The 13,921-nt window shown below is 74.2% G+C and carries 13 protein-coding genes; 11 read left to right on the top strand and 2 right to left on the bottom strand.

The features are described from left to right. Positions 1-35 precede the first annotated feature (35 nt). The 3 genes from WA762_RS24800 to WA762_RS24790 all read left to right on the top strand — a co-directional run bounded on the left by WA762_RS24800 (position 36) and on the right by WA762_RS24790 (position 2,832). Positions 36-809, top strand: a complete 774-nt coding sequence (locus WA762_RS24800) for a hypothetical protein (protein ID WP_335938574.1) — start codon at positions 36-38, stop codon at positions 807-809. Beyond that, entirely contained in the window at positions 806-2,008 is a 1,203-nt protein-coding gene (mycP, locus tag WA762_RS24795; protein WP_335938500.1) for a type VII secretion-associated serine protease mycosin, read from the top strand. The genes WA762_RS24800 and mycP overlap by 4 nt, the downstream gene beginning before the upstream one ends. 71 nt (positions 2,009-2,079) lie before the next feature. Next, the gene (locus WA762_RS24790; RefSeq protein WP_335938499.1) at positions 2,080-2,832 is read left to right on the top strand and encodes an SseB family protein; all 753 of its coding nucleotides are present in this window, start codon (positions 2,080-2,082) and stop codon (positions 2,830-2,832) included. Between the two features lie 117 nt (positions 2,833-2,949). Here the strand turns inward: WA762_RS24790 and WA762_RS24785 are convergent, their stop codons facing one another. Then, positions 2,950-3,330, bottom strand: a complete 381-nt coding sequence (locus tag WA762_RS24785) for a DUF1844 domain-containing protein (protein ID WP_335938497.1) — start codon at positions 3,328-3,330, stop codon at positions 2,950-2,952. Positions 3,331-3,686: 356 nt separating this feature from the next. Here WA762_RS24785 and infC point away from each other — a divergent pair, with 356 nt between their 5' ends. The 7 genes from infC to pheT all read left to right on the top strand — a co-directional run bounded on the left by infC (position 3,687) and on the right by pheT (position 11,305). Beyond that, complete coding sequence (gene infC / locus WA762_RS24780; RefSeq protein WP_335938495.1) at positions 3,687-4,373, top strand: translation initiation factor IF-3; 687 nt, start codon at positions 3,687-3,689, stop codon at positions 4,371-4,373. 120 nt (positions 4,374-4,493) lie between these two features. Continuing rightward, positions 4,494-4,688, top strand: coding sequence for a 50S ribosomal protein L35 (rpmI, locus tag WA762_RS24775; RefSeq protein ID WP_335938494.1), 195 nt, complete (start codon positions 4,494-4,496; stop codon positions 4,686-4,688). A gap of 111 nt (positions 4,689-4,799) precedes the next feature. Continuing rightward, positions 4,800-5,186 carry a 50S ribosomal protein L20 gene (gene rplT, locus WA762_RS24770; RefSeq protein ID WP_073787782.1) on the top strand — a complete coding sequence of 129 codons (387 nt, stop codon included), beginning with the start codon at positions 4,800-4,802 and terminating at the stop codon, positions 5,184-5,186. Between the two features lie 127 nt (positions 5,187-5,313). Then, complete coding sequence (locus tag WA762_RS24765) at positions 5,314-6,147, top strand: TrmH family RNA methyltransferase (protein ID WP_335938491.1); 834 nt, start codon at positions 5,314-5,316, stop codon at positions 6,145-6,147. A 157-nt stretch (positions 6,148-6,304) separates the two neighbouring features. Next, positions 6,305-7,474: a sensor histidine kinase gene (locus WA762_RS24760; RefSeq protein ID WP_335938490.1), complete on the top strand. Its 1,170-nt coding sequence runs from the start codon at positions 6,305-6,307 to the stop codon at positions 7,472-7,474. Positions 7,475-7,664: 190 nt separating this feature from the next. Beyond that, entirely contained in the window at positions 7,665-8,792 is a 1,128-nt protein-coding gene (gene pheS, locus WA762_RS24755) for a phenylalanine--tRNA ligase subunit alpha (protein ID WP_335938488.1), read from the top strand. Next, complete coding sequence (pheT, locus tag WA762_RS24750) at positions 8,792-11,305, top strand: phenylalanine--tRNA ligase subunit beta (RefSeq protein WP_335938486.1); 2,514 nt, start codon at positions 8,792-8,794, stop codon at positions 11,303-11,305. The genes pheS and pheT overlap by 1 nt, the downstream gene beginning before the upstream one ends. Before the next feature lie 237 nt (positions 11,306-11,542). On the opposite strand, the gene WA762_RS24745 is transcribed toward pheT, so the two are convergent. After that, positions 11,543-12,403: a 3-hydroxybutyryl-CoA dehydrogenase gene (locus WA762_RS24745; protein ID WP_335938484.1), complete on the bottom strand. Its 861-nt coding sequence runs from the start codon at positions 12,401-12,403 to the stop codon at positions 11,543-11,545. 222 nt (positions 12,404-12,625) lie between these two features. On the opposite strand from WA762_RS24745, the gene WA762_RS24740 reads away from it, so the two are divergent. After that, positions 12,626-13,921: glycoside hydrolase family 10-like protein (locus WA762_RS24740; RefSeq protein WP_443080666.1), on the top strand; the 1,296-nt coding region annotated here is incomplete at its 3' end.

The raw sequence follows: 13,921 nt of genomic DNA, 5'->3' as shown, positions 1-13,921 counted from the left end.
CGTTCCCCGAGACGCCCGCCGAGACCACCACCCGGCTGCGCCCCGTCCGGGCCCGCCGCCCGGCCCGGACCGCGACCGCCGCGACGTGCGTGGTGCTCGGGCTCGGGCTGATCGGCGGCGCGGCCACCGGCGCCTGGCTGACCAGCTCCTCCTCCGCGGACACCGTCGCCCGCAGCCCCTACACCGTGGGGCGCTCCGTCTGGCACGAGGTCCCCGTGGACACCCTCTTCCCACGCACCCTGGACGGCCGGGGAGCCGGACCCGGCGGCGCCGACCGGGTCTGGACCCGGGTCGCCGCGGCCCCGGACGGCGACTGCGCGCCGGCCCTGGACCCGCTGCTGACCAGGGTGCTGGGCCCGGTCGGCTGCGCGCGGCTGCTGCGGGCCACCTACACCGACGCCACCGCCTCCGCCGTCACCACGGTCGGGGCGGTCTTCACCGAGGGCGACGCCGAGGCCATGACGGCACTGCGCCGCCGGTTCGCCGAGCAGCGCCTCGACCACCGCGCCGACCTGATGCCCCGCGCCTACTCCGTCGACGGCACGGTCGCCGCCGGATTCGGCGACCGCCAGCGCGCCAGCTGGACCGTCCGGGTGCCGGACGGGCTGCCCGTCGTCGTGTTCGCCGTCTCCGGATTCGCCGACGGACGCCCCGTCGCCGACCCCCGGCCCGCGGACCGGGCCACCGCCCCCGACGCGACGGGCGCGGTCGCCGAGGCCGGACTCGGCCACGAGGCCGCGGGCCTCGCCGACCGGATCGAGCGCGACCTGCGACGGACCGTCACCGACCGCACGGAGAAGCCGCGATGAGCCGCCGCGCCCGCCACCGCCGCCGCGCCCTGGGCGCGCTCTGCGCCGCCGCCGCGTTCACGCTGCTGCCCGCCGTCCCGGCCCGCGCCGACGCCATACGGGACCAGCAGTGGGGCCTCCAGGCGATGCACACCGACGAGGCCTGGCGGACCACCCGGGGCCGGGGGATCACCGTCGCCGTCGTCGACACCGGGGTCGACGGCAGCCTCCCCGACCTGGCCGGCCAGGTGCTGCCCGGCAAGGACATGATCGGCTTCGGCGCCCGCCGCGGCGACCGCTCCTGGGCCCGGCACGGCACGGCGATGGCGGGCATCATCGCGGGCCGCGGACACGGCGCCGGCCGCGGCGACGGAGTGCTCGGGGTGGCGCCCGAGGCGAAGATCCTCCCGGTCCGGGTGATCCTCGAAGCCTCCGACCCGGCCCGCGCCGAGGCCCGGGAGTCCCGGGGCGCCGCCCTCGCCGACGGCATCCGCTGGGCCGCCGACCACGGCGCCGACGTCATCAACCTCTCGCTCGGCGACGACAGCGAGTCCGCCCACCCCGAGGCGGGCGAGGACGCCGCGATCCAGTACGCGCTGAAGAAGGGGGCCGTCGTCGTCGCCTCCTCGGGCAACGGCGGGGAGAAGGGCGACCACGTCTCGTACCCGGCCGCCTACCCCGGCGTGATCGCCGTCGCCGCCGTCGACCGGTACGGCACCCACGCCGCCTTCTCCACCCGCCGCTGGTACACCACCGTCAGCGCCCCCGGGGTCGACATCGTCGTCCCCGCCCCCGACCGCCAGTACTACGTGGAGTGGGGGACCTCGGCCGCCGCCGCGTTCGTCTCCGGCGCGGTCGCGCTGGTGCGCTCCGCGCACCCCGGGCTGACCCCCGCCCAGATCAAGCGGCTGCTCGCCGACACCGCCCGCGGCGCCTCCGGCCCCGGACACGACGACGCCCGCGGGTACGGCATCGTGGACCCCGCCGCCGCGCTGGAGGCCGGCGCCGCGCTCCGCCCCGACGGGCTGCGGACCGAGTCCACCGGGGCCGGATACCGCGAGCGCTACTTCGGCCCCGGCCCCGCGCCCGAGCACCACGACAGCAGGCCCACGGGTCGGCTCGCCCTCGCCGCGGGCGGTCTCGGGGTGGTCCTGCTGGCCCTGGCCGTGGTGCTGTGGCGGGGCGGCGGCGGATGGGTCCGGGCCCGGCGCCGGGCGTGATCCGCCGGCGGCGGGCGGCCGTGCGCCGACCTGTCGCCGGGGCGTGAAACCGCAGGGACTACGCTCGCCCCGTGGAGCTGAAGAACATCCCGGACCCCGGATACTCCGACGACGACGGCTCGGCCGACCCCGCCCTCGCGGCGGCGCTCGCCGCCTGGGCCGAGGACCGCGAGGCCGTCGGCCCGGTCCTCGAAGCACTCCAGGGCGCCCGGCTCCTGGTCCCCGTCGTCGCCGTCCTCGGCGAGGTGGAGGAGGCCGGGGGCGACTCCCACTGCGCGGGCCACAAGGGTCTCCGCCGCGAGAAGACCAGCGACATGGCCGTCCCCACCCTGGTGGCGGGGGACCGCCGCGCCCTGCCCGCCTTCACCTCGACCGACTCGCTGGCCCGCTGGGACCCGCAGGCCCGCCCCGTCGCCGTCCCGCTGCATCAGGCGCTGCGGGCCGCCGCGCACGAGAAGGCGGACACCGTGGTCCTCGACATGGCCGGCCCGGTCGCGTTCGAACTGACCGGCCCCGCGCTGCTCGCCCTCGCCGAGGGCCGCACCAGCGCCGATCCGCTGGACGACCCCGCGGTCACCGCGGCGGTGCGCGACGCGGTCGCCGCCGACCCGGCCGTGCGGCGCGCCCATCTGGTCCCCGGCGGGGCCGACGGCGTCCTCGCCCTCGTCCTCGACCCCGGCGCGGACCCCGCCGAGGCGGCCGGACGGGTGGCCCGGCGGCTGGCGGAGGACGAGGTGCTGCGCGCCCGCCTGGTGCGCGGCCTGGACCTGGCGGTGCTCCCGGCCGACGGGACCGCGCCGGGCGAGGCCCTGTTCACGCGCTGAGCCCCCGGCGCGCAGGTGTTCCGCCTCGGCGCCCGCCGCGGCGGCCCGTACGGCCGTGAGCCCTCCTCCCCGGCCGGGGAGGAGGGCTCACGTTGACGGAGGACGGGGGCGGAGGGGTCAGCCGAAGACCGGGCCGGTGTACTTCTCGCCGGGGCCCTGACCGGGCTCGTCCGGCACCAGCGACGCCTCGCGGAAGGCGAGCTGCAGCGACTTCAGGCCGTCCCGCAGCGGGGCCGCGTGGAAGGAGCTGATCTCCGTCGCGCTCGCGTCCAGCAGACCGGCCAGGGCGTGGACCAGCTTGCGCGCCTCGTCGAGGTCCTTGTGCTCGTCGCCCTCCTCGGTCAGCCCCAGCTTGACGGCGGCGGCGCTCATCAGATTGACCGCGACCGTCACGATCACCTCGACCGCGGGCACCTCCGCGATGTCGCGGGCCATGTCGTCGAAGCCGGGGGCGCCGGACGAATCCGGGGCGCCGGTGGGGGAGGTCGTGTCGCTCATGAGCCATACGATAGGCCCCTTCGGGCCCCGGCCTCGTCCCGGGGAGCGGACCACCGGGACGGCGGATCCGCGGCCGGTTGGTGCCCGCCCCGCGGAGCTGCTAACCTTGAGTGACGACCGGCTGGGCAGAAATATGCCCGGCCCACAAGTGGAGGCTCCGATCTCCCACCTGGCTGTCCTCCGGACAGCGGGTCACCGGTCAGGCGGTGCCCATCGTTCCGTACGGACGATGGATCCGCCCGATGCGCCCCGCGGCAGACCGCGGCGGTGTTCCGGTTTTCCAGGAGCCCCGCCTGTGTCCCGTCCGGGGCATTTTTCTTGTCCTTGAGCGGTTGGTCTGACGAAACAGACGTTACGTGGCTGTCCGCCAGGCGGCCGCGTGGTGCTACCGAGGAGGATCCATCAGCGCCGAGCCCCGCATCAACGACCGGATTCGCGTTCCCGAGGTGCGACTTGTCGGTCCCAGCGGCGAGCAGGTCGGGATTGTTCCGCTTGCCAAGGCCCTGGAACTCGCGCAGGAGTACGACCTCGACCTGGTCGAGGTGGCGGCGACCGCCCGTCCGCCCGTGTGCAAGCTCATGGACTACGGGAAGTTCAAGTACGAGTCGGCCATGAAGGCCCGTGAGGCGCGCAAGAACCAGGCGCACACGGTCATCAAGGAGATGAAGCTCCGGCCGAAGATCGACCCGCACGACTACGACACCAAGAAGGGTCACGTCGTCCGGTTCCTCAAGCAGGGCGACAAGGTCAAGATCACGATCATGTTCCGCGGTCGTGAGCAGTCCCGCCCCGAGCTGGGCTTCCGACTGCTCCAGCGGCTGGCTTCGGACGTGGAGGACCTCGGTTTCATCGAGTCCAACCCGAAGCAGGACGGCCGGAACATGATCATGGTTCTGGGCCCGCACAAGAAGAAGACCGAAGCCATGGCCGAGGCCCGCGAGGCCCAGGCCGCCCGCAAGGCCGGACGCCAGGGCTCCGCCCCCGGCTCCGCGGCCGCGGACGACAACGCCCAGGCTCCGGGCGAGAACCCTTCCGAGGCGTGATCGCGGGGGCCGCCCTCCAGGCGGCCCCGGGTCACCCAGGAAACCCCACCAAGATCTGACGCCCCTGCTGTCCGGTGCCCGCACCGAGAGGGGCGCCACTGACGAGGAGAGAACGGCGCGATGCCGAAGAACAAGACGCACAGCGGTGCCAGCAAGCGTTTCAAGATCACCGGCTCCGGCAAGGTGGTCCGCGAGCGCGCCGGCAAGCGCCACCTTCTTGAGCACAAGTCCTCCAAGAAGACCCGCTCGCTGACCGGCACGGTCGTGCTGGCCCCGGCCGACGCCAAGAAGGTCAAGAAGCTTCTCGGCAAGTGAGTCGGCGCCCGCCCCGGGGGAACCCGGGGGCGGCGACACCGACCCGACCGGGACCCAATCGTTTCCGGGCCGTGTGAGTCCAACCACGGCCCCGCTACAAGGAGTTGACAAGTGGCACGCGTCAAGCGCGCAGTAAACGCCCACAAGAAGCGCCGGGCGATCCTGGAGCAGGCCAGCGGTTACCGGGGCCAGCGCTCGCGGCTGTACCGCAAGGCGAAGGAGCAGGTCACCCACTCCCTCGTCTACAACTACAACGACCGCAAGAAGCGCAAGGGCGACTTCCGTCAGCTCTGGATCCAGCGCATCAACGCCGCCGCCCGCCAGAACGGCATGACGTACAACCGCCTCATCCAGGGTCTGAAGGCCGCCAACATCGAGGTGGACCGCAAGATGCTGGCCGAGCTCGCGGTCAACGACGCCAACGCGTTCGCCGCCCTCGTCGAGGTGGCCCAGAAGGCCCTCCCGAGCGACGTCAACGCCCCGAAGGCCGCCGCCTGATCCAGGCAGCACCTCTCGTTCGCCGAGCCGGACCCGCAGGCGCCCGCCGCCTGCGGGTCCGGTGCGTTGCACCCCCGTCGTCCCGTACGCCCGTCACCTCCGTACGCAGAGAGGCCCGCCGCCGACCATGGCCACCCCCGAACTGATCTCCCCGCGATCGCCGCGCGTCACCGCCGCCCGGCGGCTGGCCAAGCGCAACTTCCGCGGCAAGGAGCGCAGGTTCATCGCCGAGGGGCCGCAGGCCGTGCGCGAGGCCGTCGGACACCGCGGCGCCGACGGCGAACCCACCCTGATCGAGCTCTTCGTCACCGTCGAGGCCGCCGAGCGCTACGCCGGCATCGTCGACGCCGCCCGCGCGACCGGCGCCCGGGTGCACCTCGCGGACGCCGACGTGCTCGCCGACGTGTCCCAGACCGTCACCCCGCAGGGCCTGATCGGCGTCTGCCGCTTCCTCGACTCCCCGTTCGACGCCATCCTCGCCGCGCGGCCGAAACTGGTCGCCGTGCTCGCCCACGTGCGCGACCCCGGCAACGCCGGCACGGTGCTGCGCTGCGCCGACGCCGCGGGCGCCGACGCCGTCGTGCTCACCGACGCCTCGGTGGACCTCTACAACCCCAAGTCCGTCCGGGCCTCGGTCGGCTCGCTCTTCCACCTGCCGGTCGCCGTCGGCGTCCCGGTCGAGGAGGCGGTCCGGGGCCTGCGGGAGGCGGGGGTGCGCATCCTCGCCGCCGACGGCGCGGGCGACGACGACCTCGACGACGAACTCGACGCCGGGACCATGGGCGGGCCCACCGCCTGGGTCTTCGGCAACGAGGCGTGGGGGCTCCCCGAGGAGACCCGGGCGCTGGCCGACGCCGTCGTACGGGTACCGATCCACGGCAGGGCGGAGAGCCTCAACCTGGCGACCGCGGCGGCCGTCTGCCTGTACGCCTCCGCCCGGGCCCAGCGGGCCCGCCCCTGAGCCCCGCGCACGGGCGGAGGAGAAGGCCGCGTCGCCCCCGGGCGGCGCACGGCGACCGCGCTCCCGCGGGGTGTCGCCGCCGCCCCCGACGGCTAGTAGGGTGACGGGCCCGGGGGCCCACTGCTCCGGTTGGCGTTCGAGAGGTGGGATAAGGGATATGGGCGTCGGCATGAACAGGCCGCGCGGACCACACACCGCCGTCGTGCGCACCCGCGAGGACTCCGACGCGGCGGAGCGGCCGGCCGCCGGCGCCGGTCCCCGCGACCTCCGCCCGGCCGTCGACCCCGACGACCTCCCCGACGGTCTCGTCGTCGCCGACGAGACCGGCCGGATCGTCTGCTTCAACGCCGCGGCCGCCCGGATCACCGCCGTGCCCCCCGCCGCCGCCCTCGGCCGCCCGCTGGAGCGGGCGCTGCCGCTGGAGGACCTCAAGGGACGCCGCTGGTGGGCCCTGACCGACCCGTACGGCGGACTCGTCACCCGCACCGGCCAGCCGGAGCGGAACCTGCTCCTGCCGGGCGGCCGCGAGGTCCTGGTCTCCGCGCGGTACGTGCGCGAGCGCCCGGCCGGGCCGGTGCGCCGCGTGGTGGTGTCCCTGCGCGGCACCGAGGCCCGCCGCCGCACCGAGCGCAGCCACGCCGAGCTCATCGCCACGGTCGCCCACGAACTGCGCTCCCCGCTGACCTCCGTCAAGGGGTTCACCGCCACCCTCCTCGCCAAGTGGGAACGGTTCACCGACGACCAGAAGCGCCTGATGCTGGAGACCGTCGACGCCGACGCCGGGCGCGTCACCCGGCTCATCGCCGAGCTGCTCGACATCTCCCGCATCGACTCCGGGCGGCTGGAGCTGCGCCGGCAGCCGGTCGACCTCTCCGCCGCCGTCGAACGGCACGTCCAGGCCCTCACCGCGAAGGGCCAGGACCCCGACCGCTTCCTCGTCCGCACCTGCCAGCCGCTGCCCGCGGTCTGGGCCGATCCGGACAAGGTCGACCAGGTCCTCGGCAACCTGCTGGAAAACGCGGTGCGCCACGGCGAGGGAACCGTCACCATCGACGTGGCGCCCGCCGGCCCCGCCGAGACCAGCGACGAGAAGGGAACAGCCGTCACCGTGAGCGACGAAGGACCCGGCATCCCCGAGGAGTCGATGGCCCGCGTCTTCACCCGCTTCTGGCGGGGCAGCAAGCGCGGCGGCACGGGCCTGGGCCTGTACATCGTCAAGGGCATCGTCGAGGCCCACGGCGGGGCGATCACCGTCGGGCGCGGTCCCGGGGGCGGGGCCGAGTTCCGTTTCGTCCTGCCGGTGAGCGCCCCGGCCTACCTCGGATAGCGGCCGCCGGACGGCCCGGCGGCCGGCTCCGGTAGGCCCCGGCACGGCCCGCGGGCCGTCCCGGCGTCCCGCGCCCCTTAGACTCGTCCTTTGGCACCTTTGCGTTCTCCCAGCCGTCGGGCCGGGGCCGCCGGGGTCCGGGGCGTCCCCGGTTCAGAGCAGTACCAGCCAATCGGAAGCACGGGAAGAGATGTCGGCACCGAACAAGTCGTACGACCCAGTCGAGGTCGAGGCACTGAAACCGGAAGAGATCGAGCGCATGCGGGACGAGGCGTTCGCCGCCTTCGCCGCCGCCGGTGACCTCGACGCGCTCGCCCGGGCGAAGACCGCGCACACCGGGGGCACCTCGCCGCTGGCGCTCGCCAACCGCGAGATCGGCGCCCTGCCGCCGCACGCGAAGGCCGAGGCCGGCAAGCGCGTCGGCCAGGCCCGCGGCGCCGTGAGCAAGGCCCTCGCCGCCCGCCAGGCGGAGCTGGAGGCCGAGCGGGACGCCCGTGTGCTGGTCGAGGAAGCGGTCGACGTCACCCTGCCGTACGACCGTGTGCCGGCCGGCGCCCGCCACCCGCTGACGACCCTCATGGACCGCGTCGCGGACGTCTTCGTGGCCATGGGCTACGAGGTCGCGGAGGGTCCCGAGGCCGAGGCCGAGTGGTTCAACTTCGACGCGCTGAACTTCGTGCCCGACCACCCGGCCCGGCAGATGCAGGACACCTTCTTCGTCCGCGGCGCCGACGGCGCCGACACGGACGAGTCCGGGATCGTGCTGCGCACCCACACCTCGCCGGTCCAGGCCCGCACCCTGCTCGACCGCGAGCCCCCGGTCTACGTCGTCTGCCCCGGCCGCGTCTACCGCACCGACGAGCTCGACGCGACGCACACCCCGGTCTTCCACCAGATCGAGCTGCTCGCCGTCGACGAGGGCCTCACCATGGCCGACCTCAAGGGCACCCTCGACCACATGGTCCAGGCGCTCTTCGGCCCGGACATGAAGACCCGGCTGCGGCCGAACTTCTTCCCGTTCACCGAGCCGTCCGCCGAGATGGACATGGTCTGCTACGTCTGCCGCGGCGCCTCCGTCGGCAACCCGGACCGCCCCTGCCGCACCTGCGGCAGCGAGGGCTGGATCGAGCTCGGCGGCTGCGGCATGGTCAACCCCCGGGTGCTCACCGCCTGCGGCGTCGACCCCCAGAAGTACAGCGGATTCGCCTTCGGGTTCGGCATCGAACGGATGCTGATGTTCCGCCACAACGTCGAAGACATGCGAGACATGGTCGAGGGTGACGTCCGGTTCACCCGGCCGTTCGGGATGGAGATCTGATGCGTGTCCCGCTTTCCTGGCTGCGGGAGTACGTCGACCTGCCGGCGACGGAGACCGGCCGTGACGTACAGGCCAAGCTCGTCGCCGTCGGCCTGGAGGTCGAGACGGTCGAGCAGGTCGGCGCCGGCCTCAAGGGCCCCCTGGTCGTCGGACAGGTGCTGACCATCGAGGAGCTGGAGGGCTTCAAGAAGCCGATCCGCTTCTGCACGGTCGACGTCGGCGACGCCAACGGCACCGGCGAGCCGCAGGAGATCGTCTGCGGCGCCCGCAACTTCTCCGTCGGCGACAAGGTCGTCGTGGTCCTCCCGGGCGCCGTCCTGCCCGGCGACTTCGCGATCTCCGCGCGCAAGACCTACGGCCGCACCTCGCACGGCATGATCTGCTCCACCGACGAGCTCGGCATGGGCGACGACGGCACGCACGGCATCATCGTGCTGCCGCCGGAGCACGAGGCCGGCACCGACGCCATCGAGCTGCTCCAGCTCGTCGACGAGGTCCTGGACATCGCCGTCACCCCGGACCGCGGCTACTGCCTGTCCCTGCGCGGCGTGGCCCGTGAGACCGCCATCGCCTACGGCCTGCCGCTGCGCGACCCGGCGCTCCTCGACGTGCCCGCGCCGAACGCGTTCGGCCACCCGGTCAAGGTCGCCGACCCGGTCGGCTGCGACCGGTTCACCGCGCGCACCGTCGTCGGCCTCCAGCCCGAGGCCCGCTCCCCGATCTGGATGCAGCGCCGGCTGCAGAAGGCCGGGATGCGCCCGATCTCGCTCGCCGTCGACGTCACCAACTACGTGATGCTGGAGCTCGGCCAGCCCCTGCACGCCTACGACCGCACCCGCCTCGACGGGCCGATCGGGGTGCGCCGCGCCCTGGCGGGCGAGAAGCTCACCACCCTCGACGGCACGGTCCGCGTCCTGGACCCCGAGGACCTGGTCATCACCGACGACCGCGGGCCGATCGGCCTCGCCGGCGTCATGGGCGGCGCCAACACCGAGATCGCGGACGCCCAGGAGGGCGCGCACGGCACCACCGAGGTCGTCATCGAGGCGGCGCACTTCGACGCGATCGCGATCGCCCGTACCGCCCGGCGCCACAAGCTGTCCTCCGAGGCGTCCAAGCGCTTCGAGCGCGGCACCGACCCGCAGGCCGCGGCCGCCGCAGCGCAGCGCACCGTCGACCTGCTGGTGCTGCTCGCCGGCGGCACCGCCGAGGCCGGCGTCACCGAGGTCTGCGCCCCCGGCGCGCCCCGCACCATCACGATGCCCGCCTCGCACCCCGACCGGGTGGCCGGCGTCGAGTACGGCCGCGAGACCGTCGTGCGCCGACTCCAGGAGGTCGGCTGCGACGTCTACGGACAGGACGAGCTGATCGTCACCGTGCCGTCCTGGCGCCCCGACCTCGCCGACCCCAACGACCTCGCCGAGGAGGTCATCCGGCTGGAGGGCTACGAGAACCTCCCCTCCACGCTCCCGACGCCGCCGTCCGGCCGCGGTCTCACCGACCGCCAGCGGCTGCACCGCCGCATCGGCCGGGCGCTCGCCGGAGCCGGATACGTCGAGGCCCTGAACTACCCGTTCATCGGCGCCGGCGTCTTCGACCAGCTCGGGCTCGACGCGGACGACGCCCGCCGCCGCACCGTCGACCTCGTCAACCCGCTCTCCGACGAGGAGCCCTCGCTGCGCACCACGCTGCTGCCGGGGCTGCTCGCCGCGCTGCGGCGCAACGACGGCCGGGGCAGCCACGACCTGGCGCTCTTCGAGACCGGCCTCGTCTTCCGGCCCGCCGACGGCGGGGCGAAGGCCACCCGGCTGCCCGTCGACCGCCGCCCCGCCGACGAGGAGATCGCCGCGCTCGACGCCGCGCTCCCGCGCCAGCCCCGCCACGCCGCGGCCGTCCTCGCGGGCGCCCGCGAGCAGAGCGGCTGGTGGGGCGCGGGCCGCCCGGGGGACTGGGCGGACGCCGTCGAGGCAGCCCGCACCGTCGCCCGCGAGGCGGGCGTCGAGGTCACCGTGCGCGCCGACCGGCACGCGCCGTGGCACCCGGGCCGCTGCGCCGCGCTGTACGTCTCGGTGAACGGCGAGGAGACCCTTCTCGGGCACGCCGGCGAGCTGCACCCGCGCGTCGTCAAGGCGCTCCACCTGCCGGAGCGCACCTGCGCCATGGAGGTCGAGCTGGACGTCCTGGAACGGGCCGTCGACGGCCCCGTCCGGGCGCCCCGGATCTCGGCCTTCCCGGTGGCGACCCAGGACGTGGCGCTGGTCGTCGCGGAGAACGTGCCCGCCGCCGACGTGGAGCGGGCGCTGCGCGAGGGCGCGGGCGAACTCCTCGAGTCGCTGCGGCTGTTCGACGTCTTCACCGGCGACCAGATCGGTGCGGGCCGCAAGTCCCTGGCGTACGCGCTGCGCTTCCGCGCGGCGGACCGCACGCTGACCGTCGACGAGGCCACGGCCGCCCGTGACGCCGCGGTGGCCCTGGCCGCCGAGCGGACGGGCGCGGTCCTGCGGGGCGCGTGACGGCGCACCGCGCCCGGGCGCGGTGAGAAGGGGCGTGTCCGGCCACCGGACACGCCCCTTCGTCGTGCGCGTCGCGGGTCTTCGCGTGCGCCCGGCCGGTTTTCCGGGCCGTGCCGCCGGTCTCGCGCGCGGGCCGGCGGTCTTCCCGTGCGCGCCGCCGGGGGAGGAGCGTCCCGGAACGCGTCCGGGGCCGGCCGGGGATCGCCCGGCCGGCCCCGGACGGGGCGCGTCGAGGGGTCAGGAGTACAGGTAGAAGCCCGAACCGGACTTCCGGCCCAGGCGGCCCGCGTCCACCATGCGCTGGAGCAGCGGGGGAGCGGCGTAGAGCGGCTCCTTGAACTCCGCGTACATCGAGTCGGCGACCGACGCCACGGTGTCCAGCCCGATCAGGTCGGCGAGCTTGAGCGGGCCCATGGGGTGGGCGCAGCCGAGCTCCATGCCGTTGTCGATGTCCTCGCGGCCGGCGATCCCCGACTCGAACATCCGGATCGCGGAGAGGAGATACGGGATCAGCAGCGCGTTGACGACGAAGCCGGACCGGTCCTGGGCGTGGATCGGGTGCTTGCCGAGGACGTCCCGCACCAGGGCCTCGGAGCGCTTCACCGTCTCCTCGGACGTGGTCAGCGCGGGGATCAGCTCGACGAGCTTCTGCACCGGCGCCGGGTTGAAGAAGTGGATGCCGACGACCTGGTCCGGGCGGGAGGTCGCCACGGCCAGCCGTACCAGCGGGATGGAGGAGGTGTTCGAGGCGAGGATCGCGTCCGGCCGCGTCACCACCTGGTCGAGCACCTGGAAGATCTCGGTCTTGACCTGCTCGTTCTCCACCACGGCCTCGATGACGAGATCGCGGTCGGCGAACTCCCCGAGATCGGTCGTGAAGGTGAGCCGGGCCAGCGTCTCCTCCCGTTCCTCCGCTGTGATCTTGCCGCGGTCGGCGGCCTTCGCCAGGGAGTTGTGCAGCCTGGTGCGGCCGATCTCCAGCGCCTCACCGGTGGTCTCGGCCACCTTGACCTCAAGACCGCTGCGGGCGCACACCTCCGCGATGCCCGCGCCCATCTGGCCACAGCCCACCACTCCGACGCGTGAAATATCGGCCATAGAGTCCGTCACCTCATGCCTTTCGCTGATCTCCGAGTCGCAGGTTCCCGTCCGATTCCGGTGCCCGCCCCGACCCCCCGACGTTACTCCGCGGCCTACGCGTCTTCGCGGGCCGGGGCGGGCATGCTCTGCGTTGTGCCCGGACGCGGAGACGACGGGCGCCGCCGACGGCGGTGAGAAGCACGACGATGACCACGACACAGAGACGGCAGGTGTGACGAGATGCGGCAGATGGCCAGACGAGGCTTTGTGACGGGAGCGGCCGGAGTGGTCGCCGGGGTGGCGGGCTCGGCCGCCCTGGCGGGCGACGCCGTCGCCGCTCCCTTCCGGCGGGCCGTCGGCCCCGGCCCGGCGGGGACTCCGGCGCGCGAGGACCGCCGACGGGCCGCGCGACGCGAGCTGCGCGGCATGTGGGTCGCCACCGTCGCCAACATCGACTGGCCGTCCAAGCCCGGCCTGACGGCCGCAGCGCAGCGGGCGGAGCTGACCGCCCTCCTCGACGAGGCCGTGGACCGGCGGCTGAACACCGTGGTCCTCCAGGTCCGGCCGACCGCCGACGCCCTGTGGCCCTCGCCGTACGAGCCGTGGGCCCAGTGCCTCACCGGCGTGCAGGGCCGGGACCCGGGCTGGGACCCGCTGGGCACGGCGGTGCGCGAGGCGCACGACCGCGGCCTGGAGCTGCACGCCTGGTTCAACCCCTACCGGGTCGCCAACCACACCGACCCGTCCCGGCTGGTCGCCGGCCACCCCGCCAGGCGGCACCCCGAATGGGTCCTCCCGTACGGCGGCAAGCTCTACTACAACCCGGGCATCCCCGAGGTCCGCCGCTTCGTCCAGGACGCCATGCTCGACGCGGTCGCCCGCTACGACATCGACGCCGTGCACTGGGACGACTACTTCTACCCGTACCCGGTGGCCGGGCAGGAGTTCGGCGACGACGCCGCGTACGCGAAGTACGGGGCCGCGTTCCCCGACAAGGCCTCCTGGCGGCGCGACAACACCGACCGGCTGGTGCGCGAGACCGCCGAACGGATCAGGAGGACCAAGAAGAACGTCCGGTTCGGCATCAGCCCGTTCGCGGTCTGGCGCAACGCCGCGACGGACCCGCTCGGCTCCGACACCAGGGCGGGCGTCCAGACGTACGACGACCTGCACGCCGATACCCGCGGCTGGATCAAGAAGGGCTGGATCGACTACATCTGCCCGCAGATCTACTGGAACCTCGGCTACGCCGCCGCCGACTACGCCAAGCTGGTGCCCTGGTGGAACGAGGTGGTGCGGGGCACGGGCGTCGACCTGTACGTCGGCGAGGCGCTGTACAAGGCCGGTGACCCGGCGCAGCCGGCCGCCTGGCAGGACCCGGCGGAACTCTCCCGGCACCTCGACTTCGCCGCCGGCCACGACCAGGTGCGCGGCCATGTGTACTTCTCGGGCAAGGACGTGGTCGGTGACCCGATCGGGGCCATGTCCCGGGTGGTGGCCGACCACTACCGCACCCGGGTGCGCCCGCCCCCCTGG

It is taken from the genome of Streptomyces tyrfis, from assembly GCF_037034285.1.
GTDB lineage: Bacteria > Actinomycetota > Actinomycetes > Streptomycetales > Streptomycetaceae > Streptomyces.
This window is presented reverse-complemented; position numbering and strand designations above follow the sequence as displayed.

Bases quoted from the DNA above. Each gene is read 5' to 3' on its own strand.
- mycP (WP_335938500.1), top strand. From the start codon at position 806: ATGAGCCGCCGCGCCCGCCACCGCCGCCGCGCCCTGGGCGCGCTCTGC.
- WA762_RS24785 (WP_335938497.1), bottom strand. From the start codon at position 3,330: ATGAGCGACACGACCTCCCCCACCGGCGCCCCGGATTCGTCCGGCGCC.
- rpmI (WP_335938494.1), top strand. From the start codon at position 4,494: ATGCCGAAGAACAAGACGCACAGCGGTGCCAGCAAGCGTTTCAAGATC.
- WA762_RS24765 (WP_335938491.1), top strand. From the start codon at position 5,314: ATGGCCACCCCCGAACTGATCTCCCCGCGATCGCCGCGCGTCACCGCC.
- WA762_RS24760 (WP_335938490.1), top strand. From the start codon at position 6,305: ATGGGCGTCGGCATGAACAGGCCGCGCGGACCACACACCGCCGTCGTG.
- pheS (WP_335938488.1), top strand. From the start codon at position 7,665: ATGTCGGCACCGAACAAGTCGTACGACCCAGTCGAGGTCGAGGCACTG.
- pheT (WP_335938486.1), top strand. From the start codon at position 8,792: ATGCGTGTCCCGCTTTCCTGGCTGCGGGAGTACGTCGACCTGCCGGCG.
- WA762_RS24745 (WP_335938484.1), bottom strand. From the start codon at position 12,403: ATGGCCGATATTTCACGCGTCGGAGTGGTGGGCTGTGGCCAGATGGGC.